We start from the raw sequence: 20537 nt of genomic DNA on the forward strand, positions 1-20537 counted from the left end.
CTGGGTGGTCACTTCCCGTGGCGATCCCGGCGCGGACTGCCACACGATCTGACCACCCAGCGGAGGGGCCTGGTCGGTTCAGGGCAGGGGGAACGAGCCACTTCCGAAGAGGATCCGGCGAGCCAGGGCCCGGCCGGGCGGAGTGCGGAGGGCCGCGAAGGCGGCCGTGGCCATTGCGGGCGTCCGGACCGCCTCCAGCCCTCGCCGCAGCAGCAGTCGTTTGCGGAACCTGGCCCTCAGAGCACTGCCGTCGTAGCGCTCCAGGATCTCGGGGCGGCCGGAGCGGAGTGCCTCGTCCAGGGCCTCGGCGGCATACCCGGACAGCCGCAGGCAGGGGTCGAGCCCGCCAGCGGTCAGTGGCGAGACCGCCCCCGCGGCGTCCCCCACGAGCAGCCCGGCAGCACAGGAGATCCGCGGCAGCACGCCACCCACGGGGATCGGTCCGGCCCGCTTCTCCACCAACTCCGGGCGGACCACACCCTCCATCCCGGGCGCCTGACTGGCGAAGGACCGCAGCGCCCCATACATCCCGTGCGGGAAGCGCTCGGCATAACCGGCGGTGCCGAGGTGGACGTGCTCCCCGTCCCGGAGCACCCAGGCCAGGTAGCCGGGGGCGATCCGAGGGTCCACCACGCAGTGGAACCCCGGCTCCACCGCAGGATCAGGCTCCGGGAAGACCTCCTCGGCCCCCGCCAGGAGTTCCGTGTTCCGGCTCAGCCCCAGCGTGCGGGCCACCCGGGACCGCGCCCCGTCCGCCCCCAGGAGGAACCGGGCCTGCACCCGCTCGGGCCCACCCGGCCCCTCGATCAGGTAGGCCGGAACGTCCTGGCGGGTGCCGTCCCCCTGACCCTCTTCCCGTCCCAGGAAACGGGTGGAGAACCGGAGCACGACGCCGGCCCGCTCGGCCGCCGCGGCCGCGTGCGAGTAGAGCGGGCCCATGTCCCCCACGCGGTACTCGTCACGGGCACTGGCCAGCTCCACGGGACCGCGCAGTCCGGGAGGATAGAGCACCATCCGGCGGATCGGTGGGCCCAGGTGCTCCTCAGGCAGGTCGAAGTCCTCCAGGGTTCGCCGGACGAAGATCCCGGTGGTGCGGACGGTCCCCGTCAGCGTTCTCCGCCGCTCCACGAGTGTCACCCGGTGACCTGCCCGGGCGAGGAGGGTGGCGGCGTACAGTCCCGCCAGACCGGCTCCGACCACGAGGACGTCCACGTGCTCCCGGCGCTCTCCTGGTTCAGCCGGCGTGTTCATCCGGGCCTCCCTCCCCGGGGCCGCCGGCCTCCGATCCATCCCAGCGCAGCAGGTCTCCGGGCTGGCAGTCCAACACCCGGCAGATCGCGGCCAGCGTGGAGAATCGCACCGCCTTGGCACGCCCGTTCTTCAGCACAGCGAGGTTGGCTGGCGTGATTCCGACGGCCTCGGCCAACTCTCCGGCGGACATCTTGCGGCGGGCCATCATGACGTCCACGTCCACCACGATCGGCATCAGATCACCTCCGAGAGTTCGTCCTCGAGGCGGCGAGCCTGGGCATCGCGTTCCACGGCCTGGGCCAGCAACCGGCGGGCCACATTGACCGTCAGGGCGGCCGCGAAGGCCAATAGCGCGGCCCCGCCGACGATGAGCACCAATCCCGGCGCCACCGTGCCCCCGGCCAGCACCACACCGAAGGCGAGCAGCAGCACGCCGATGCCGGCGACCGCCGCGGTGACGACGTCCACGTGCCGGAAGGCGGCGCGGGAGAAGATCCGCCCGCGCAGCACCAGGGACAGCAGCTGCCAGATGCACACACCGATGACCTGCAGGCACACGACCCCGAGGGCCAGGATGGTGACGATGGCGACTGCCACGGACACCGCACCGTCCGCCATGTCGCCCCAGGTGAGCGGGAGGATGACGAGCAGCACGACGAGCGATCCGGCGGCAGCGAGCACCAACATGGCCCGCAGGATGAGCACCAGGGAACGCGGCACGGACGTATGAGCGGGCGTGGGCATGACAGGCCTCCATCGATTGTCTTGCGATGAAAACCTATCGCTAAACGATAGCTGAGGCAAGACGGTCGGCAGTTCCGCCGTGAACACCGTACTGCCATGCCGGCGTGCCGAGGCCATGCCGAGGCTGTGATTCCGCTGCGAAACCATGCGCACCCCCGTTGCACAGGGCGGACACAGGAACGGCACACGTGGCACAGAGATTCCGGTGGTGGTGTGTGCATGGAGTCAGAATCGCCGAATCCCCAGGAGCACGCCATGACCAGCACCGGCCCGAACAGCCCTTCAGCCTCCGATGCCCACCACCCCGAGACCGCCTCGATGACGGTGCTCTCAGCAGCGGCCGGCGGCGAGCCGTCAGACGAGGATGCTCGGGACACCCGGGATCGGCCCCGCCGGATCCGGTGGTCCGTGGCCGGATTGGCCATCGCCGGGCTGATGGTGGCCGGAGGCGTCGGCGGCGTGGTGGCCGATTCCGTGGCCACCCAGCCCCCCTCCGCCGCCCCCTCGCAGCAAACCGGTGAGGCCGCTGGAGAGGCCAACTCAGGCGATGCCCACTCCGCCCAGACCGTCGCCGATCCAGCCACCCTGGCCGAGACCCTCGACCATGTCCACGACGGCATCACCGTGCCGGAGGTGGACGGGGCGGCCGAGGGGGCAGACGGCACCCAGGAAGCCGACCAGTACGGCGGCCGGGACAACAGCCTGGATGACGGTCAAGGCGGCATCGGCGGTTCTCCCGGCGCCACGGACGGCTACTCCTTCGGCGGGCCGGAGGCCTCCTGGGGCGGAGGAACCCCGGACTCCCAGGGCACCCGGGTGGATGCCGGCGTCGAGGTCCAGGACGCCCCCGGCGTACTCCTGGTCAACACCGAGACCTCGAACGGCGAAGGTGCGGGGACGGGCATGGTGCTGAGTTCGGACGGGCTCGCCATGACGAACTACCACGTGGTGGACGGCTCCTCCGAGGTGGAGGTCACCGTCGCGGACACGGGCGAGACCTACACGGCCAGCGTGGTGGGCCGTGATGCCACCCAGGACGTGGCGGTGCTGCAGCTGCAGGAGGCCTCCGGGCTGGACACCGTCAGCGTCGATGCCTCCGGCGTGGACTCCGGGGAGGAGGTGGCGGCCGTGGGCAACGGCTCCGGCCAGGGATATCTGACCGCTGTCTCCGGCACGGCGACCGGAGTGGACCAGTCGATCTCCGCCGAGAGCCTCGGGGACACCGAGGACCTCACCGGACTGATCGCGACGGACGCGGACGTGGTGCCCGGCTACTCCGGCGGGCCACTGGTGGACGGGGACGGCCAGGTGGTCGGGATGAGCACCGCGGCCTCCACCGGCGAGACCTCCGAGCAGGTCAACGGCTTCGCCATCCAGATCACCACGGCCCTGGACATCGCCGACCAGATCGTTGCCGGCACCGAGTCGGACAGCGTGCAGGTCGGGGCATCCGGGGCCCTCGGCGTCACCGTGACGGATGCCGCCGCGGCGGCCCAGCAGGAGTACGCCGACCACCGGGGTTCGCAGCAGGGCGGCACGGACCCGTACGCCGCCCAGGAGGACAGCGGGTCCAGCGGGTCCAACGGCACTGCCTCCGGCGCGCTCGTGGTGGAAGTCTCCCCGGGGTCCGCGGCCGAGTCGGCGGGCCTGGTGGCCGGTGACACCCTGACGGCCCTGGACGGCACCGAGGTCGCCGATTCCTCCGAGCTCTCCGACCAGGTCAGCTCGCTGGACCCGGGCGACTCCGTGAGCCTGGTCTGGACGGACGCCGAAGGCGCCGAGCACACCGCCACCGTTGACCTGGGCGAGAGCACCGTCAACTGAGCCCAACACTCCCACGTTGAGTCTGGAGGGATTCACCGGAAACCCGACCCCGGGCGTGAATCTCTCCAGACACAACGCCAACAGATCAGCGCTCTGCGAGTACTCCGCGCAGGGTGGGCCGGGAGGCCGTGACGCCCAGCCGGACCAGCAGCACGCCGAGCACCAGGGCCCCGGCCACGAGCGCCATGGACGCGGGGCTGAAGAGCACAGCGGCCCCGATCACCGGCAGGGTGGTCACCGCGGCGGACACGAGGGTGAAGACCAGCACGATCCAGAGAGGCCCCATCACGGAGCGGCGTCGGATGACCTCCATGGTGGGCTCGGTCATCCCGAGCCGGCTCAGCCCGCGGTACATCTCGGCACGGTCGAGGACCTGGGCTGCCTGGGTGATGCCCACGGAGCAGGCCGTCAGCACGAAGGCGATGAGCATGGTCAGCAGCACCCCGGTCTGCAGGTCGCCGATCAGCACCATGTCCTCCGGCCGAGCGCCCTCGGCAGAGACCGAGTTCGCCAGACCCATGCCCGCACCGCCGACCACACCGATGTAGGTGGTCACGGCGAGGCCACCGATCTGACGCCAGGCCTGCTGTGGCGACTCGAGCACGTTGCGGGCCGCCACCAGCTTCTCGGCCGTGTCCGCTCGGCGCCAGGTGCGGCGGGTCATCAGGCCCACCAGCCACGGGCCGATGAAGTGCAGGGCCAGCATCGGCAGGCCGAAACCCACGAGCAGCATGATCAGCACCACCATCATGTCCCCTGCCCCGAAGGCGTTGAGCAACACCTGGGCCAGGGCCAGCCCCACCACGGCCAGCACCACGCGGACCCAGTGGACCTTCGCGGCCTCCTGCCGGGTCCGTACACCGAGCGGCGTGATCTCGATCCGCCGCAGCCCGGCCATCGAACTGGCGGCGGCCATCAGCAGCAGGGCACCCACCACGGCGAACAGCCATCCGGTCCCCAGCCACATGCCCTCGAGGCCGATCGGCCGTCCCGCGAAGGGGATCAGACCGACCAGCGGCATGCACACGAGGTACCCGACGATGCCGATCATCAGCCCCGCGGCGGCCAGCACCATGGACTCGACCACGGCCAGGGTCCGCACCGTGAGGGTCCCGGCGCCCAACAGGCGCAGGGAGGACAGCCGTTCATCCCTGCGCCTGGCCAGCAGCCTGGCGGCAGAACCGGCCAGGCCGACCAGCGGGAACACGAGCAGCATCAGGGCGAAGACGGAGAGCACCAGGTAGAAACCGGCCAGGTCCCCGGTGATCGTCCAGAACGAGGAGGCGCCGCCGGCCACGAGCAGGGCCAGGGTCCCGACGATCGCGAACGCCGTCACTGGCAGTCCCCAGACCTGGCGGTCGGAGAACAACTTGCCGAGGAACAGCTTCAACACCGCGGCGGTGCCGCTGGACGGGCTGCGTCCCGAGCTCGACGGCGGCCGGCCGGGCACCGCGCCCAGGCTGGCGTCCGGCGCGGTTCCGGGATGGACGGTCTCGTTCCTCATCGTGCACCTCCGGCGGCGGCCGATGCCGAGTCGGCGACCATCCGGCCATCGGCCATCCGCACCAGCCGGGAGCAGCGGTCGGCAGTGGTCTGATCGTGGGTGACCATCACCAGGGTGCGGCCGCGGCCCACGGTGGAGTCGAGCAGGGCATCGAGCACCGAGGCAGAGGTGGCGGAGTCCAGGGCGCCCGTGGGTTCGTCCGCGAAGACCACGTGGGGGTCGGCCACCTGGGCACGGGCGATGGCCACTCGCTGAGCCTGGCCCCCGGAGAGTTCGCCGAGCCGGCGCGTCTGCATCCCGTCCAGGCCGAGGGCGGAGAGCCACTGGGCGGCGTGGGACTCGGCTCCCTGACGGGGCACGCCGGAGAGCATGAGCGGCAGGGCCACGTTCTCCACAGCGGTGAGTTCGGGCAGGAGCAGCCCGTCCTGGAAGACGAAGCCGAGGTGTTCGCGGCGCAGCTTCGCGCGCGCCTCCTCGTTCAGGGAGGTGACCTCGGTGGCGCCGGTGCCGTCGCCGGCGAACTGGACCGAACCGGCGTCGGGCGTCAGGATTCCGGAGAGGATGTGCATCAGGGTGGTCTTGCCGGAGCCGGAGGGTCCCATGATCGCCACGGACTCCCCGGCCTCCACGTTCAGGTCCACGCCGTCCAGCGCGTGGGTGGTGCCGTAGGTCTTCCTCAGGCCACGGGCGGCGAGGATCGGGGCGGGCAGGGGTGCGGGTCGGTTCATCATGGTTCCACTCTCGCCGAGGACCCCCCACCCCGTCGTCGGCCCCGGCTCCGATCCTCAGCGGCTGAGGGTCCACCCAGGGGATGACCCCGCCGCGGCCGGACCTCACTCCGGCAGGGTGATGCTGGCGGCCACCTCCTGCAGGGTGGCGAAGTCCCTCTCCCACACGTGCTCGTAGGCCGTCATGAAGACGTTGTGCTTCCGCCCGTCCGGCGAGTAGGCGACCCAGGCCCACCCCATGGTGGGGACACCGCCGTTGGAGCACGCGTACTCGTAGTGGAAGGCGACGTGGTGCTCGGCCTGCCCTGACGCAGGCGCGGTCTCGGGACTGCCGAGCAGATGGAAGCCGTCCAGGCACCCGTGGCCCTTGTCCTGGACGTAGTACGTGAAATCCTCCGGCGCCAGGGCCGCCATGCCGGCACGCTTCTCCTCGATCACCTCCTCCAGATCCTCCCTTGAGAGCGGCTCATCCGGCGCCGGCTCGGCCGTGTACTGGAAGAGCACGGAGGCACCCTCCCCGTCCGGCGCCGCCTGGCGGAAATGGGCGCGGACGTCCTTGGGGGTGGGCGAGATGAAGGTCTGGTTGGAGAGGTCCTGCTCCTCCCAGGACAGAGGAAGGTTGATCTGGAACGACTCGGCCGTCAGGGTCCCCATGCCCACGGCAGGGGTCTCCTCCTGTACAGGTGCGGCTCCGGGGGAAACCAGAGCGGCGACGGCGAGGGCTCCCGCCACGGCGACGGCGATCCGTTGGGTCAACATGAACATGGCTGGGGCCTCCGCTGGGTGTCTCACCGAACTGGTCGCCGCAGGCGGTAGGCCGGCGGCGTGGTTCCAGACTGCGTGAAGCCGCCGGGTCCCGACAGCGCGTCAGGGGCCACCTGTGGATGACCCGCCGGCACAGGCAGGGCTGTGGAGGAAGGGACTGAGCCCTACGTCGCATGCCGGAGTCTGACCGCGTCAGGCATCGAGGCGCCGAACCCACCGGCACCTTCGGGCCGCCTTGGTTCCCCTCAGCCGTACGGCGCAACACCTCGTCCCAGGGAGTCAACGCCCGTACGGGCTTCGCCACGGTTGCCGCCTGGTCCACAGGTATTCTGGATCAAGGCATGGGACAGGGGACGGATATGGGGGCCAGGAGCCAGCAACCCGCGGATCGGTCAGGCGCAGGGCAGACCTCTGACGGCCACGCCGTGGAACTCTGGGGCCGCGTCATCAACGGTTTCGAGGTGACCAATCGCCGGATCCACGAGGCGATCGACCGAAAGTTCTCCCTGACGGAGGCCGAGGCGCAGATCCTCCTGATCCTGCATCGCCAGCCCGAGCACCGAGCGCCCATGGCCAGGCTGGCCCAGGCGGCCTCCTTCTCCACCGGCGGGTTCACCAAGCTCGCGGACAGGCTCACTCAGCGCGGCTACGTCATCCGGGCCGCCTGTGCGGAGGACCGGCGGGTGACGTTCCTCGAGTTCACCGCGGAGGGGAGGGGGCTCGCCGCCCGCCTCACGGCATTGACCGCACGCACCAACCGCGAGGTGTTCATCGACGTCCTCGGCGAGGAGCGGGCGGCACTCGTCGCGGAGGCCATGACCGAGCTGTACCGCGCCAACACCCCCGCCGAGGACTGAGCCAGGCCGGCGCCCCTCAGGCGCCGGCGGCAGTGACCGTGGTCAGGATGCCCCGGTGGTCCGTTCCAGGGAACGTCAGCCGCCGGTAGTCCTGCGGCACCAGACCACGCAGGAGCACGTGATCGATCTGGGTGAACGGCGGGACCCAGGATCCCACCGGCCACGTCGGTCCCGGCCAGGGCCCGGACGCTGCCGCCGCCGGGGTGAACCCCTCGGCCAGCGCCCTGAACTGCGGATGGGCCCAGCTGGCGTTGAAGTCACCGGCCAGCACCAGGGGCATCTCCGCCCGTCCTGCCTGCCAACGGTCCAGGCCGTTCAGGGTCTCGTCCCACGAGGGAACGAAATCTCTCCCGATCGGGGGAACGGGGTGGACACCCACCACCCGCACCGACCCCAGCTCCGGGTCCTGGACCACCGCCACCGGCTGCTCGAAGTGACGGAACCCGGCAAACCGCGGCAGAACGCCCTCGGAACGTACCGGGTGGGCGGACAGGATCACCGCGCCGCCGGCGTGCCCGCCCTGGGGAACGGCGGGGATCTCCCCCGTGCGGTGCGGCAACCCGTCGAGGGCGCCCCGGGCCCGCAGCTCGCCGACCAGCTCCTCGTCCGCCTCCACCAGAACGAGGACCTCCACTCCGTGCTCCTCGAGGTCGGCGGCCAGCGCCGCGGGGTCCGCGCCGGCATATTCAGCGTTCAGGCTCAACAGCGTGAGCTCCCCCGCCTCACCCGCTACCGCCGGCGCAGTCGAGGAATCTGCCGTCAGCGCCGTCGGTACCAGTGCGGGCACCAGCCCCGCCGCCGCCCCTGCCGCCAAGAGTGCTGCGGCCCATCGCTGACGCACCAGGGCCATCGCCACGGCAGCCACGGCAACCACCAGGCACAACACCGGGATCAGAGCCTGCAGAGGCACCACGAGCCACGGGGTGGTGACAGCCGGATGCGGCAGTAGCGCCAGGCCCAGGGCAAGGGTCGCGGAGGTGGCCAGGACGATGGATCGGGCGCGCCGCCGTCGCACAGTCCGTCCGTGACCCAGCTGAGGATCCATCACCACACCGTCCCTTCCGCCGCTGCCGAGGGAACGCCGGGCACCGGGCGCCCGCGTGCCGGGCACATCAGGCATCCTAGAGGCATGCCCGAGCCGACCCCCGCCACCGACCCCCTGGCCCTCGAGAGCCAGATCTGCTTCGCCCTGTCCGTGGCCTCCCGCGGGGTGATCGCCGCCTACCGCCCCGTGCTCGAGCCCCTCCGGCTCACGCACCCCCAGTACCTGGTGATGCTCGCACTGTGGCAGCACGCGCCCCTGTCCCTCAAGGACCTCGCGGAACGGCTCCACATGGAGACGGCCACCCTCTCCCCGATGACCCGGCGCCTCGAGGCCCTGAGCTATGTCCAGCGGGGGCGGAATCCCGACGACGGCCGAGGACTGGCGCTCTCCCTCACCGATGAGGGACGCGCCCTCCGCCAGCAGGCCGAGCAGGTGCCCGTGGAGATGATGCGTCGGCTCCAGATGGACGAGGACGAGCTGCAGGACCTGCACCGGCTCATGACCACGCTCATGGAGCGCGTCCACCCCGTGCCGGAGTAGGACGGCCATCTCACGCGGCTGACATCCGCTCAGGCGTCATCCTGCCGTGACGTCGGCTCGTCGGGCTGCGGCGTCCGCGGGACGGGCTGCACGGTCTGCTCCGGGTCCACGGGGTTCCCCTGCTCGTCCACCATGATGTAGCGGTAGCCCTCCTGGAACGGCTTCGGGGGCTGGCCGTGGTGACTCAGGAACTCGGACTTCTCCGCCTCGGGCGCGTCGGCGTCCCCCGCCGCGCGCCGGACGGCCGGTGGCGGCTGCTCGCCCCGGGCCCGGTAGGCCGCCGCGATCCGCTGGGCCCGCTCCACCCTGAGCCCCTCGCGCGGGTTCAGGCCGGACTGGCGGCTGGCGGGGCCATAGACGTCGTTCGCGGCGTAGCGGATCCGCCACAGCAGGCGGTATCCGAGGGACAACCCGGTGTTGTCCCTCACCACGGGATGGACCTTCTCGTTCTCATGCATGGCGTACCTCCGAGGGAGCGCCGATGCCGGGGCACCGGCCGTGCTCCCAGCGTAGATCCGCCGGCGGGGAAGGTGAACCGTCCATGCTCCGCGGTGGGGAGGTCAGCGGGGCTTGGTGGCCCAGTGGATGGCGAGGGTGCCGAACAGGTGCGTCTCGTGGCCGACGTCCTCGAAGCCGGCCTCCTCGAGCAGGTCCTGGATCTGCGCCGGGGTCTTGAAGCCGCGGGAGGTGGCCGAGAGGTACTCGTAGGCCTCCGGGTCCCGGGTGATCAGTTTGGAGATCTGCGGCACCACGTACTTGATGTAGGCGGTGGAGAAGGGCTTGATGAGGTTGTCCGGGGCGGGCGAGGTCTCCAGGGCCACCATGCGGCCGCCGGGCTTGAGCACGCGGAACTGCTCGGCCAGGGTGGTGGGGATGTCCGCCACGTTGCGCAGCAGGTAGCCGTGGGTGACCGCGTCGAAGGTTCCGTCCGCGAACGGGAGGTCCATGGCGTCGGCCTCGACCCAATCGACCTGCTCCCCGCCGGGCCGGCGCTTGCCGACCTCCATCATCTCGGGGGCGAAGTCCGCGCCGGTGATCGTGGAGCCGTAGTGCTGCCTCAGCACCTCGAGGGCGATGTCCCCGGTGCCGGTGGCCAGGTCCAGGACGACGGGCGCATCCGGAAGCTCCGCGCGCTGGACCGTGCGGCGCACGAAGCGCGGCTCCTGGCCCCAGGTCATGACGAGGTTCATCAGGTCGTAACGGCCGGCGATGCCGTCGAACATCGACGAGACCTGCGCCCCGTGGTCGGCCCCATGCTCGTCGGGGCGGGGGGTCTCGGCGGCTGGCTGGTTCGTGCTCACCCGCTCCACGGTAGTCGCCTGTGGCCGGGCCGCCGAACAGCCGCCTTCGCCGAACGGACGCCTTTGGGTCGCGTGCCCAGCGACCGCGCCGGAAACCCTGGGAGGTTCGCACATCCGGCACGGTCGCTGGGCACGTCCACCGTTGACCCAACTGCAGTGTGCGTTCGCCCCGCACGGCGACCGCACATTTGTTAGGCTAGGCTAACTTCATGCAATTAGGCAACACCCTCGTTACCCAATGACAACCAAGAGCCGTCCCTGAATGAAAGGCACCCCCGTGTCCTCTTCCCCCCTCTCCTCGACCTCCGGTGAATCGACCACCGGTGAGCGTCAGCCCCGCGGGACCGCCCGCCGCAGGACCCTCTCCATCGGTTCCCTCGCGCTCAGCGCAGCCCTGCTGGCCGGTTGCTCCACCGGGCCTGCCGGCGGTTCGGAGTCAGAATCCGCGGGCGCCTCGGAGTCCTCCACCAGCTCGGACGCCACCTTCCCCCGAACGGTGGAGCACGTCTACGGAGAGACGGAGATCCCGGCGCAGCCCGAGCGCGTCGCCACGGTGTCCTGGGTGAATCAGGACGTGTCGCTCGCGCTGGGCGTGGCTCCGGTGGGCGTGGCGGCCACCGAGTACGGCGGCAATGCGGAACAGTCCACGGACTGGTTCGATGCAGCACTGGAGGAGTCCGGCGCGGAGGCCCCGGAGCAGTACTCGGAGGCGGACGGCATCAACTTCGAGGCTCTGGCCGCCACGGAGCCGGACATCATCCTGGCCGCCTACTCCGGCATCACGCAGGAGGAGTATGACAAGCTCTCCGCGATCGCCCCCGTGGTCGCCTACCCGGAGGACACCCCCGCCTTCACCACCGCCTGGCAGGACTCCACCCGGCTGATCGGTGAGGCCCTGGGCAAGGAGGAGAAGGCCGAGGAGGTCATCACGGACGTGGAGGAGCAGGTGGCGCAGGCCGCAGAGGAGTACCCGGCCCTGGAGGGCACCACCTTCCTGAGCGGTTCCGTGGACCCGGCCGCCGCCGATCAGATCTACCTGTTCACGGCGGCGGACAACCGGCCGAAGTTCCTCACCTCCCTCGGCATGGAGCTGGCCCCCGTGCTCGCGGAGAATGAGGAGGCCCAAGAGGCCTTCTTCCTGACGTGGTCCCCCGAGCGGGCGGACGAGCTCGACTCGGACATCCTGATCACCTCGGCCGCCGACGATTCGGTGGGGGACGCCATCAAGGCCGATCCACTGCTGTCCAAGATCCCGGCCGTCCAGGAGGACACCCTCGTGTTGCAGACCGACGAGCAGGAGGTCCTCTCCACCTCCGCCGCCTCACCCCTGTCCATCCCGTGGGCCCTGGACCACGTGGTCCCGGACCTTGCCGAAGCGGCCGAGCAGGCCGAACAGTCCGAGACGGCCGGGAACTGACCACGCACCGCGGATGAACCCCACCATCCACCACCCGGACTCGGGCACCGCCCCACCCGCCTCGCCGGCCCTCGCGCCGGAGGGGTGGGGTGGTGTGCCCACGGCACGACGCCGGCCGGTCACCTTCCTGATCCTGTCGGCGGTCGCCCTGGTGATCGTCTCCCTGGCCGCGGTGGCGTTCGGGGCCCGCAGTGTGGGCCCGGGGCCGACGCTGGAGGCCCTCGGCGCGTTCTTCTCCGGATCCGGCAGCGCCTCGGCGGACATCGACGCCGCGGCGGTGTTGTCCCGGATCCCCCGCACCGTCACGGCCATCCTGGTGGGTGCGGCCCTGGCCGTCTCCGGGGTGGCACTGCAGGGCGCCACCCGCAATCCGCTGGGCGATGCGGGCCTGCTCGGGCTGACCGCCGGGGCCTCCCTGGCGGTGGCCCTCGGGCTGGGCCTGGGCCTCTCGGCCGGCCTGGCGGGGGTCATGGTCCTCTCGATCCTCGGCACCCTGGGGGCCGCCGTGGTGGTCTACACCGTGGCTGCGGCCGCCTCCCGGCTCGGCGGCGGGTCCGGTGCCGCCACCGGCGGAGCCCCCGGCCCCCTGTCCCTCGTGCTCGCCGGCGCGGCCGTGACGGCCGGCTGCACGGCCGTCACGAGCGCCCTGCTGATCCTCTCCCCCGCCGTGCTGGAACGCTTCCGATTCTGGACCGTGGGCTCCGTGGCACGTTCCTCCCTCGAGGACGCCGCCTGGCTGGCCCCGCTGATCGCCCTCGGCATCCTGGCCGTCTTCGTGGCCGCCCCCGGGCTGGACGCCCTCGCTCTGGGCGACGAGCTGGCCCACGGCCTGGGCTCCCGTCCCGAGCGGTTGCGCCTGCTGCTGCTCGGCGCCACCGTGGTGCTCACCGCCGCCGCCACCGCCCTGGCCGGACCCGTGGTGTTCGTCGGAATCCTGGTCCCCCACGCACTGCGCCGCTTCCGCCCTGCCTCCACCCGCGTGCTCGTACTGGGCTGTGCCCTCTGGGGTGCCGTCCTGGTGGTCCTGGCGGACCTGGCCGGCCGCCTCGTGATCGCCCCGCAGGAGATCCACGTGGGCGTCACCACCGTGGTCATCGGCGTGCCCGTGCTGCTGGTCCTGCTGCGCCGCAAGGCGGTGTCCCTGTGAGCGCCCCGGTCCTCCATCCCCACTCCTCCACATCCCCCTCGGCAGCACCCCCGCCCGTGGAGGCCTCACCCGGCGCCCTGGCGGCGGTCCGGTCCCTGCACTCGGCGGCCACGCGCCGGCTCCTCGCCGCCACCCTCGGCCTCACCCTGGTCCTGGTACTGGCCATGGGCGTGCGCGTGCTGCTGGGGAACTACACCGTCACCCTCCCCGACTTCTTCGCCATCCTGGGTGGCGAGCGGATCCCCGGGGCCACCTTCATCGTGCGAGAGGAGAAGCTGCCCCGCGCCGTGGCCGGTGCCCTGGCCGGCGCGGCCTTCGGTGCGTCCGGGGCCCTGTTCCGCCGGACCCTGCGCAATCCCCTGGCCAGCCCGGACATCATCGGCGTGACCCAGGGGGCCGCCGTGGCCGCCGTGGCCGTACTGGCCTTCGGTGGCGTGCGCGGGATGGGCATGGCCGCTGCCGCGCTGATGGGTGGCCTCGCGGCGATCGGCATCGTGCTCGGGTTCTCCCTGGCCGGCAGGAGGTCCGGCGGCGCCGGGCGAGGCGGGTTGGCCGGCACCTTGGGCGGGGCCACGTTCATCGTGGCCGGGATCGCCGTGGCCTCGCTGTGCCAGGCCATCCTCTCCGGGGCCATGCTGGCCCTGAACCAGCATGACCTGCAAGCGGCTGCGGTGTGGACGGCCGGGTCCCTGAACGCGGTGACGTGGGAGCGCATCATCCTGTTGGCCGTGCTGATGGTGGTGCTGGTGCCGCTGGGCGGGATCCTGCACACCCGTCTGGCCCCGGCGGACCTGGGCGGCGAGCTGGCCCACGGCGTCGGCTCCCGCCCGGGACGCACCGGCATGGGGGCCCTGGTGGTCGGTGCCCTGCTGGCCGCGGCGGCCACCGCAGCCACCGGCCCACTGGCCTTCGTGGCCCTGCTCTCCACCCCGCTGGCCCGTGGGATGACGGGCGGCCGGCCGTCACTGCCCGTGGCGGCCCTGTGCGGGGCGGTGATCGTGGTGGTGGCCGACTTCGTGGCCTCCGAGGCCTTCGGGGGCACGCGCCTGCCCACCGGTGTGCTGACGGGCGCCGCCGGGGCTCCGCTGATGCTGTGGCTGTTGATCCGAACCGGACGGAAGGCTTGAGATGACCGATGACACCGCTCTGCGACTGCGCGGCGTGAGCCTGGCCTACGGCTCTCGCACCGTCGTCGGCGCCCACACCCCCGTGGACCTGGACGTGCCCGCAGGCCGGACCACGGCGATCATCGGGGCCAACGGCTGCGGCAAGTCCACCCTGCTCAAGGGGCTGACCCGGCAACTGCCTCTGGCCAGCGGGTCCCTCGAGGTGTTCGGCCGGAACGTGGAGGGGTGGAACGCCCGCGGCTACGCCCGCACCGTGGCGCTGCTGCCCCAGTCCCCCGTGGTGCCGGAGGGCATGACGGTGGAGCAGCTCGTGGACCGCGGCCGCCACCCGCACCGGGGCTGGTTCGGCGCGCGGACGGCACGTGACACGGAGGCCATCGCCCGTGCCCTGGAGCAGACCGACCTGGTGGGGCTGGCGGGCCGGGACGTCGCCGAGCTCTCCGGCGGCCAGCGGCAACGGGCGTGGCTGGCCCTGGTGCTGGCCCAGCAGACCCCCGTGGTGTTGCTGGACGAGCCGACCTCCTATCTGGACCTCTCCCACCAGGTGGAGCTGCTGGACCTGGTGCGCGAGCTGCCGGACCCCGCCGGCGCGCGGCCGCGGGCCACCGTGGTGGCCGTACTGCACGAGCTCAATCTCGCGGCCCGCACCGCCGACCACATCATCGCCATGGCGGACGGCCAGGTGGTGGCCGAGGGGACGCCGGATCAGGTCCTGACCCCCGCCCGACTGGAGGAGATCTACGGACTGGATGCCGACGTCGTGCCCGATCCGTTGCTGGGGCACCCGGTGGTATTGCCGCGGACGGCGGCCAACCGGGAGATGTTGCAGGGCTGAGGCCCGTCCTGTCCCGGTCAGGCCCCGCCCGTCCCCTCGGCCACGGGCAGGAGCCGGACGGCGACCCGGTCCAGGTGCGGGACGGAGCCGAGCAGCTCCCGTTGGAGGGTCTCGGCAACGAGGTGGCCGGCCGTCACGGTCTGCCCTCCGTCGATGGTGATGCCCAGCTCGGCCTCCAACCGATGCCCACTCCACCGGGCCCGGACGCCCTCCACGGCGTGCACCCCGGCCACCCGCTCCGCCACGGACCCGATCCTCGCGGTCACCGACTCGTCCACGCCGTCCATCAGGCGGTTCAGGACGGTCTTCATCGAGCGGATCAGCACCAGGACGACCACCGCCGCGATCGCCAGTCCGGCCACGGCGTCCACCTGCGGGGCACCCAGCCAGGCCCCGACCACCCCGGACACCACCGCCAGGGAGGTCAGGGCGTCCGTCCGCGCGTGCTGGCCCTCGGCGATCAGCGCCGCCGAACCGATCCGGCGGCCCACGCGGATCCGGTACTGCGCCACGGCCTCGTTGCCGGCCGCCCCGACAAGCGCCGCCGCGAGCACCCAGCCGAGGTTCGTGAGCTCGCGCGGCTGGGCCAGGGCACGGACCGACTCCCAGATGATGACGGCGGCGGACAGGGCGATGACCAGCCCGATCAGCAGGCCGACCAGGTCCTCGGCCCGCCGGAAGCCGTAGGTGTACCGCCGCGTGGGGGCCCGCTGTCCGATCCGGAAGGCGATGATCAGCGGGATCGTGGTGGCCAGGTGACCGATGTTGTGCACGGTGTCCGCCAGCAGCGCCATGGATCCGCTCAGAGTCACGATGACGATCTGGAGGACGGCGGTGGCGCCCATCCCGCCCAGGCTGAACCAGGCTGCCCGGAGCCCCTGCTCACTGGACTCCTCCGCGGATTGGATGGCCTCGGAGTGGTCGTGGCTGTGCGGCGTCACCGCGTGCCTGATCGCCGCCCAGAGGCCGCGCCCGTGCTCGTGGTTGTTGTGGTGATGGTGATCGTGGGACGGCCCGACCGGCTGCTGCATCATATCTTCCATCATATCTGCGTATACGTGCATATATGAACATAGGATAGAATCGCCCCATGCATGAGAACCCGGTCCAGGCCGTGCCGGATGACCACCACGCGCAGCTCGTGGCCGATACGTTCCGCCTGCTCGCGGACCCCACCCGGGTCAAGATCCTGTGGGCCCTGCTCCAGGGCGAGTCGAGCGTGGGCACCCTGGCCGAGCTGGTGGACACCACCCCCACGGCGGCCAGCCAGCACCTGTCCAAGCTGCGGCTGGCCGGCCTGGTCGAATCCCGCCGCGAGGGGACCTTCATCCACTACTCCGCCACGGACCGGCACGTGCACCGGCTCCTGGCCGAGGCCCTGTCCCGTGCCGAGCACGTCACCGGCGTGGCAGCACCGGACGCACCGCACTCCTACCGCGCCTGACATCTGACGCCGCCCTTCCCCGCGACCGGGCCGGAACGGGTCACGCCGGTCCGGGCCGAACAGGGGTTCCCGCGGGCCGCCCGCAGGAGGACGATGTCTGTCATGGCTCACGGAGACATCACCCACGTAGACATTCCCGTTTCTGACCACCAACGCGCCACGGACTTCTTCGGCCAGGTCTTCGGCTGGAGGATCGAGACCTATCCCGGCTTCGAGGACTACCCGATGTGGCGGGCCCCCAACCAGGTCAGCGGCGGCGGCCTGGCCCCGCGCAGCGAGGGGTTCACCCAGCCGCGCTCCACCGTGGAGGTCGATTCGATCGACGACACCCTGGCCCTGGTCACCGAACTCGGCGGAGAGGTCCTGGCCCCCAAATCCGAGATCACCTCAACCAGCTGGTGGGCCGTGTTCCGGGACCTGGACGGCAACGAGATCGGCCTGTACGAGGGCGTCACCGAGACCTGACCCCGTGAGCCCCCTATTCCCGGATGACCGCAGGTGACGAGCGTTCCGCCGCTGGCCGAACCCGCTGGCGTGGACCGGGTCGCAGTGGAACAGTGGCCACTGAACCCAGTGCACACCAACGGAAGGACCAGATCCATGGCGAATTACCTGATCATCGGTGGACACGGCAAGGTCGGGATGCTCACCGCCCCCCTGCTCGTCCAGGAGGGCCACACGGTCACCTCCGTCATCCGCAACCCGGACCAGACCGCGGAGATCGAGGCCACCGGGGCCCAGGCCCTCGTGCTGGACGTCGAGAAGGCCAGCCAGGAGGATCTCGCTGCGGCCTTCGCCGGTCAGGACGCCATCGTGTGGTCCGCCGGAGCCGGCGGCGGCAGCCCGGAGCGCACGTACGCGGTGGACCGTGACGCGGCCATCCGCACCATGGGCGCGGCCCAGCAGGCCCGCGTGAAGCGCTACCTGATGGTGTCCTACCAGGGTGCCAGCACCCAGCACGGCGTGCCCGAGGACAGCTCCTTCTTCCCGTACGCGGAGTCCAAGGGCGCCGCGGACGAGCACCTGCGCAACTCCGGCCTGGACTGGACCATCCTCGGCCCGGGCAAGCTGACGCTGGACGAGCCCACCGGCACCATCGCCGTGGGCGCCGGCGGCGGTGACGGCGCCAACCGGGACACGTCCCGGGGCAACGTGGCGCAGACCATCCGCGTTGCGCTGGCCTCACCGAACACCATCGGGAAGCAGATCGAGTACGTGGATGGGGAGCAGCCGGTGAACGCGGCCTTCGCCGAGCTGTGACGCTCAGTTGAGGAAGCTGAGCAGGATCCCACCCACGGCCACGATCCCGGCGATCACCACGAACACGTTGGACGCGGCGCCGCGGAACCTGGCGAGCGCCGGGACCCGGTGGATGGCGTACATCGGCATGAGGTAGAGCACCACGGCGATCACGGGGCCGGCCAGGGACTCGATCAGGGACAGGATGCTCGGGTTGAGCACCCCGGCCAGCCAGGTGGTGACGATGAGGAAGGCGCTGACGCCGATCCGCACCGAGCGGTCCCCGAACCGGCCCCTCCGGTCCACCATGGTCCGGACGATTCCCGTAGCGCCCTCGGCGGCGCCCATCCAGTGGCCGAAGAAGGAGGAGGCGATCGCGGTGATGGCCACGGCCGGGCCCAACCAGGCGATCAGCGGGATGCCCATGACGTTGGCCAGGTGGGAGAGCACCGGCAGGTTCGCGTCCTTGGCCTCCTGCAGCCCCTCCGGGCCGAGGGCCAGCACGCAGGACCACACGAAGCCCATGGTGAAGACCACCAGCAGCACGGCGGTCAGACGCAGCACGGAGGACGCCTTCGTCACGGAGGACTCGCCGTAGCGATCACGCAGGGCCACGGAGAACTGCGAGACCGCCGGGGAGTGGTTGAAGGAGAACACCAGCACCGGGATCATCAGCCACAGGGACATGGCGAAGTCCCCCGCGGCCGGCACCGCCCCGAAGCCCTCGAGGGTCCAGGACGGGATCAGCAGCAGCGTCACGGCGAACAGCACCGCGATCAGCGGGAAGACGAGCCACTGGGTGACCACGAGCATGACCCTCTGGCCGGCCAGCATGACGGCGGACATCGCCAGCACGAGCAGCCCCGCCAGCAGCCACCGCGGCCAGGGGTCCATCCCGAGCTGATTCACCATGAGGGACTCCACCGTGTTGGTGATACCCACCCCGTAGATCAGCACGATCGGGTAGATCGCCAGGAAGTACAGCACCGTCACCACGCGGCCGGCCGTCTCGCCGAAGTAGTCCCGCACCACCCCCGTGATGTTCCGGTCCGGGTTCGGGTTCGGGGAGGCCACCACCATGCGGGAGAGCCCGCGGTGGGCGAAGTACGTCATCGGGCCGATCAGCAGCGTGGCCACCAGCAGGGGCCAGATCCCGCCGAGGCCCGCGTTCATGGGCAGGAACAGGATCCCGGCGCCCACGGCGGTGCCGAAGAGGCTGATGGTCCAGCTGGAGTCGAAGCCGCTCCAGCGTGGTCTGGCGACGTCGCCGGCGGTGGGCGTGGGGCCCGGGGCGGTGTCCGCGCCCACGGCGGTGGATGCGCTGGATGTCGGCTCGTCGATGGACGGCATGGTCATCTCCTGTGTCGCGCGGGACGGTCGGTCCCGCTGGGTCCGCCCGGGGGTATGGCGATTCTGCTGTGGTTGGGGCGGCCACCGTCCGGTGTGGTGTGGACGAAGGCCCGTTAGAGTGTAATTCCCACCACATCCCCCGGCGAACCGACCAGGTCAGCGAGTCCCAGCGCTTCCGAGGAGGACCCCATGCCCCAGTATCTGATCTCCGTCTGGCACTCCCCCGGAGTCCAGCACCGCGAGACCGGCCCCTACGCCTCGGAGGAGGAGATGCGGGCCGCGTTCCAGGCCGTCAGCGAGTTCAACGAGGCACTCCAGGCCGAGGGCGCCTGGGTGTTCGCCGGCGGGCTGGTGGCCCCCGAGGAGTCCGTGGTCATCGACGGCCGGGCGGGCGAGCCGGTCATCTCGGACGGCCCCTTCACCCAGGCCCAGCAGCACATGGGCGGGTTCTGGGTGGTGGACGCCGCGGGACCGCAGCAGGCCGAGGACCTGGCCGCCCGCGCGTCGAAGGCCTGCGGGAACCGCGTGGAGCTGCGGCCCTTCCAGGCCTGACCAGCACGCCACGCGATCACCACGGGAATCCCCAAGTTACGAGCACGACGCCTGTGGTCTCGATCGGCGAGTCTCGACATCCGTCGTGCTTGTAACTCAAGGGGTTCAAGGGGTTAAGGGCCTCACGGGGTTGAGGGGACACTGACCTCCGGGAGCCACCGCGCCAGCAGGCGGTCGAGCACCCACATCAGCGCGGCCACGGCGAAGAAGAACGCGAGGATGGCCACCACGTAGACGCCAACCCCGCCGTAGCCCAGCCGCGGCACGTCCAGGATGGTGTACGGGTACCAGTCCAGCAGCGGACCCCGCAGCAGGGTGAACGCCAGCCACGCCAGCGGGATCGCCGAGGCCAGCCCGATCCGCCGCCACCGGACCCCGCCCGGCGGGTCGAAGAGCAGCCACACCACCGGCGTGAGGATCGGGGTGATGATGTGCTGGATGGTGTCGTTGACCTGTTCCACGGGCGTGGCCGGCGGGGCGTCCCGCAGCAGCACGTTGAACACCACGCCGGTGATCACGATGCTCACCACCGCTGCGATCCGTAGTGCGTGGAACAGATCAGAGGTCCGGTACGGGCGGATCGCCAGCAGCAGCGAGGTCAGCCCCACCAGGAAGTTCGCCAGGAACGTGAAGTAGGTGGGCTGGTTGACCATGTGCTCCCAGCCGGCTGTGAAACCCCCGGAGAACCCCGCGTTCGCGGGCAGGTCCGAGTCCTTCCAGGAGCCGATGGAGAAGGACAGCCCGTTGCCCGTGAAGGACAGCAGCGCCGCCACGGCGAACACCCCACGCCCGACGACGGCCCACCACCCGGGTGCCCCGGCTGCGGTGCCGCGCGGCCGGGCCTGGGCGTGCCGGAGGCTCATCGGC

23 protein-coding genes are annotated in these 20537 nt (G+C 71.2%); 11 read left to right on the top strand and 12 right to left on the bottom strand.

The window, feature by feature from the left end; all coding sequences use genetic code 11:
* Positions 1-78: 78 nt before the first annotated feature.
* From IMT31_RS07805 to IMT31_RS07815, 3 genes are read right to left on the bottom strand one after another with little or no spacing between them, the layout of a single operon-like run.
* Positions 79-1251 carry an FAD-dependent oxidoreductase gene (locus IMT31_RS07805; RefSeq protein WP_413542349.1) on the bottom strand — a complete coding sequence of 391 codons (1173 nt, stop codon included), beginning with the start codon at positions 1249-1251 and terminating at the stop codon, positions 79-81.
* On the bottom strand, positions 1235-1486 hold the full coding sequence (locus IMT31_RS07810) for a helix-turn-helix domain-containing protein (protein ID WP_413542350.1): 252 nt from the start codon (positions 1484-1486) through the stop codon (positions 1235-1237). Before IMT31_RS07810 ends, IMT31_RS07805 begins: the two co-directional genes overlap by 17 nt.
* On the bottom strand, positions 1486-1995 hold the full coding sequence (locus IMT31_RS07815) for a DUF2975 domain-containing protein (protein WP_413542351.1): 510 nt from the start codon (positions 1993-1995) through the stop codon (positions 1486-1488). Before IMT31_RS07815 ends, IMT31_RS07810 begins: the two co-directional genes overlap by 1 nt.
* 255 nt (positions 1996-2250) lie before the next feature.
* Between IMT31_RS07815 and IMT31_RS07820 the strand changes: the two genes are divergently transcribed.
* Positions 2251-3819 carry a S1C family serine protease gene (locus IMT31_RS07820; RefSeq protein WP_413542352.1) on the top strand — a complete coding sequence of 523 codons (1569 nt, stop codon included), beginning with the start codon at positions 2251-2253 and terminating at the stop codon, positions 3817-3819.
* Positions 3820-3904: 85 nt separating this feature from the next.
* Here the strand turns inward: IMT31_RS07820 and IMT31_RS07825 are convergent, their stop codons facing one another.
* From IMT31_RS07825 to IMT31_RS07835, 3 genes are all read right to left on the bottom strand, one after another.
* A complete protein-coding gene (locus IMT31_RS07825) occupies positions 3905-5323 on the bottom strand; it encodes a permease (protein ID WP_345354027.1) in 1419 nt (472 codons plus the stop codon).
* Positions 5320-6054, bottom strand: a complete 735-nt coding sequence (locus IMT31_RS07830; RefSeq protein WP_345354025.1) for an ABC transporter ATP-binding protein — start codon at positions 6052-6054, stop codon at positions 5320-5322. The genes IMT31_RS07825 and IMT31_RS07830 overlap by 4 nt, the downstream gene beginning before the upstream one ends.
* Positions 6055-6156: 102 nt before the next feature.
* The gene (locus IMT31_RS07835; protein WP_345354023.1) at positions 6157-6816 is read right to left on the bottom strand and encodes a hypothetical protein; all 660 of its coding nucleotides are present in this window, start codon (positions 6814-6816) and stop codon (positions 6157-6159) included.
* A 341-nt stretch (positions 6817-7157) separates the two neighbouring features.
* Here IMT31_RS07835 and IMT31_RS07840 point away from each other — a divergent pair, with 341 nt between their 5' ends.
* Positions 7158-7673, top strand: a complete 516-nt coding sequence (locus IMT31_RS07840; RefSeq protein ID WP_413542353.1) for a MarR family winged helix-turn-helix transcriptional regulator — start codon at positions 7158-7160, stop codon at positions 7671-7673.
* Between the two features lie 16 nt (positions 7674-7689).
* Here IMT31_RS07840 and IMT31_RS07845 read toward each other — a convergent pair whose 3' ends face one another.
* The gene (locus IMT31_RS07845; protein ID WP_413542354.1) at positions 7690-8784 is read right to left on the bottom strand and encodes an endonuclease/exonuclease/phosphatase family protein; all 1095 of its coding nucleotides are present in this window, start codon (positions 8782-8784) and stop codon (positions 7690-7692) included.
* Between the two features lie 18 nt (positions 8785-8802).
* Here IMT31_RS07845 and IMT31_RS07850 point away from each other — a divergent pair, with 18 nt between their 5' ends.
* Entirely contained in the window at positions 8803-9258 is a 456-nt protein-coding gene (locus tag IMT31_RS07850; protein ID WP_413542355.1) for a MarR family winged helix-turn-helix transcriptional regulator, read from the top strand.
* Between the two features lie 29 nt (positions 9259-9287).
* On the opposite strand, the gene IMT31_RS07855 is transcribed toward IMT31_RS07850, so the two are convergent.
* Together IMT31_RS07855 and IMT31_RS07860 are read right to left on the bottom strand one after the other, a co-directional pair.
* A complete protein-coding gene (locus tag IMT31_RS07855; protein ID WP_413542356.1) occupies positions 9288-9716 on the bottom strand; it encodes a hypothetical protein in 429 nt (142 codons plus the stop codon).
* A 102-nt stretch (positions 9717-9818) separates the two neighbouring features.
* A complete protein-coding gene (locus IMT31_RS07860) occupies positions 9819-10559 on the bottom strand; it encodes a ubiquinone/menaquinone biosynthesis methyltransferase (RefSeq protein ID WP_413542357.1) in 741 nt (246 codons plus the stop codon).
* 277 nt (positions 10560-10836) lie between these two features.
* Between IMT31_RS07860 and IMT31_RS07865 the strand changes: the two genes are divergently transcribed.
* Genes IMT31_RS07865 through IMT31_RS07880 form a run of 4 tightly spaced genes read left to right on the top strand, consistent with a single transcriptional unit; the run spans position 10837 to position 15085 of the window.
* Complete coding sequence (locus IMT31_RS07865) at positions 10837-11976, top strand: iron-siderophore ABC transporter substrate-binding protein (protein ID WP_413542358.1); 1140 nt, start codon at positions 10837-10839, stop codon at positions 11974-11976.
* A gap of 13 nt (positions 11977-11989) precedes the next feature.
* Positions 11990-13123, top strand: a complete 1134-nt coding sequence (locus IMT31_RS07870) for a FecCD family ABC transporter permease (protein ID WP_413542359.1) — start codon at positions 11990-11992, stop codon at positions 13121-13123.
* Positions 13120-14250, top strand: coding sequence for an iron chelate uptake ABC transporter family permease subunit (locus IMT31_RS07875; protein ID WP_413542360.1), 1131 nt, complete (start codon positions 13120-13122; stop codon positions 14248-14250). The genes IMT31_RS07870 and IMT31_RS07875 overlap by 4 nt, the downstream gene beginning before the upstream one ends.
* A 1-nt stretch (position 14251) precedes the next feature.
* On the top strand, positions 14252-15085 hold the full coding sequence (locus IMT31_RS07880) for an ABC transporter ATP-binding protein (RefSeq protein ID WP_413542361.1): 834 nt from the start codon (positions 14252-14254) through the stop codon (positions 15083-15085).
* A 17-nt stretch (positions 15086-15102) separates the two neighbouring features.
* Here the strand turns inward: IMT31_RS07880 and IMT31_RS07885 are convergent, their stop codons facing one another.
* Positions 15103-16119: a cation diffusion facilitator family transporter gene (locus IMT31_RS07885; RefSeq protein ID WP_345354480.1), complete on the bottom strand. Its 1017-nt coding sequence runs from the start codon at positions 16117-16119 to the stop codon at positions 15103-15105.
* Between the two features lie 56 nt (positions 16120-16175).
* Here IMT31_RS07885 and IMT31_RS07890 point away from each other — a divergent pair, with 56 nt between their 5' ends.
* From IMT31_RS07890 to IMT31_RS07900, 3 genes are all read left to right on the top strand, one after another.
* The gene (locus tag IMT31_RS07890; protein WP_345354478.1) at positions 16176-16529 is read left to right on the top strand and encodes a metalloregulator ArsR/SmtB family transcription factor; all 354 of its coding nucleotides are present in this window, start codon (positions 16176-16178) and stop codon (positions 16527-16529) included.
* A 102-nt stretch (positions 16530-16631) separates the two neighbouring features.
* Entirely contained in the window at positions 16632-16994 is a 363-nt protein-coding gene (locus IMT31_RS07895) for a VOC family protein (RefSeq protein WP_345354476.1), read from the top strand.
* 135 nt (positions 16995-17129) lie between these two features.
* Positions 17130-17789, top strand: coding sequence for an SDR family oxidoreductase (locus tag IMT31_RS07900; RefSeq protein ID WP_345354474.1), 660 nt, complete (start codon positions 17130-17132; stop codon positions 17787-17789).
* Between the two features lie 3 nt (positions 17790-17792).
* Here IMT31_RS07900 and IMT31_RS07905 read toward each other — a convergent pair whose 3' ends face one another.
* The gene (locus IMT31_RS07905) at positions 17793-19118 is read right to left on the bottom strand and encodes an amino acid permease (RefSeq protein WP_413544387.1); all 1326 of its coding nucleotides are present in this window, start codon (positions 19116-19118) and stop codon (positions 17793-17795) included.
* Between the two features lie 189 nt (positions 19119-19307).
* Here IMT31_RS07905 and IMT31_RS07910 point away from each other — a divergent pair, with 189 nt between their 5' ends.
* Positions 19308-19670, top strand: a complete 363-nt coding sequence (locus IMT31_RS07910) for a YciI family protein (protein ID WP_413542362.1) — start codon at positions 19308-19310, stop codon at positions 19668-19670.
* A 122-nt stretch (positions 19671-19792) separates the two neighbouring features.
* On the opposite strand, the gene IMT31_RS07915 is transcribed toward IMT31_RS07910, so the two are convergent.
* Positions 19793-20533, bottom strand: a complete 741-nt coding sequence (locus IMT31_RS07915) for a Pr6Pr family membrane protein (protein ID WP_413542363.1) — start codon at positions 20531-20533, stop codon at positions 19793-19795.
* Between the last annotated feature and the right edge of the window lie 4 nt (positions 20534-20537).

Source organism: Citricoccus nitrophenolicus, from assembly GCF_047305825.1.
Classification (GTDB): Bacteria; Actinomycetota; Actinomycetes; order Actinomycetales; family Micrococcaceae; genus Citricoccus; species Citricoccus nitrophenolicus.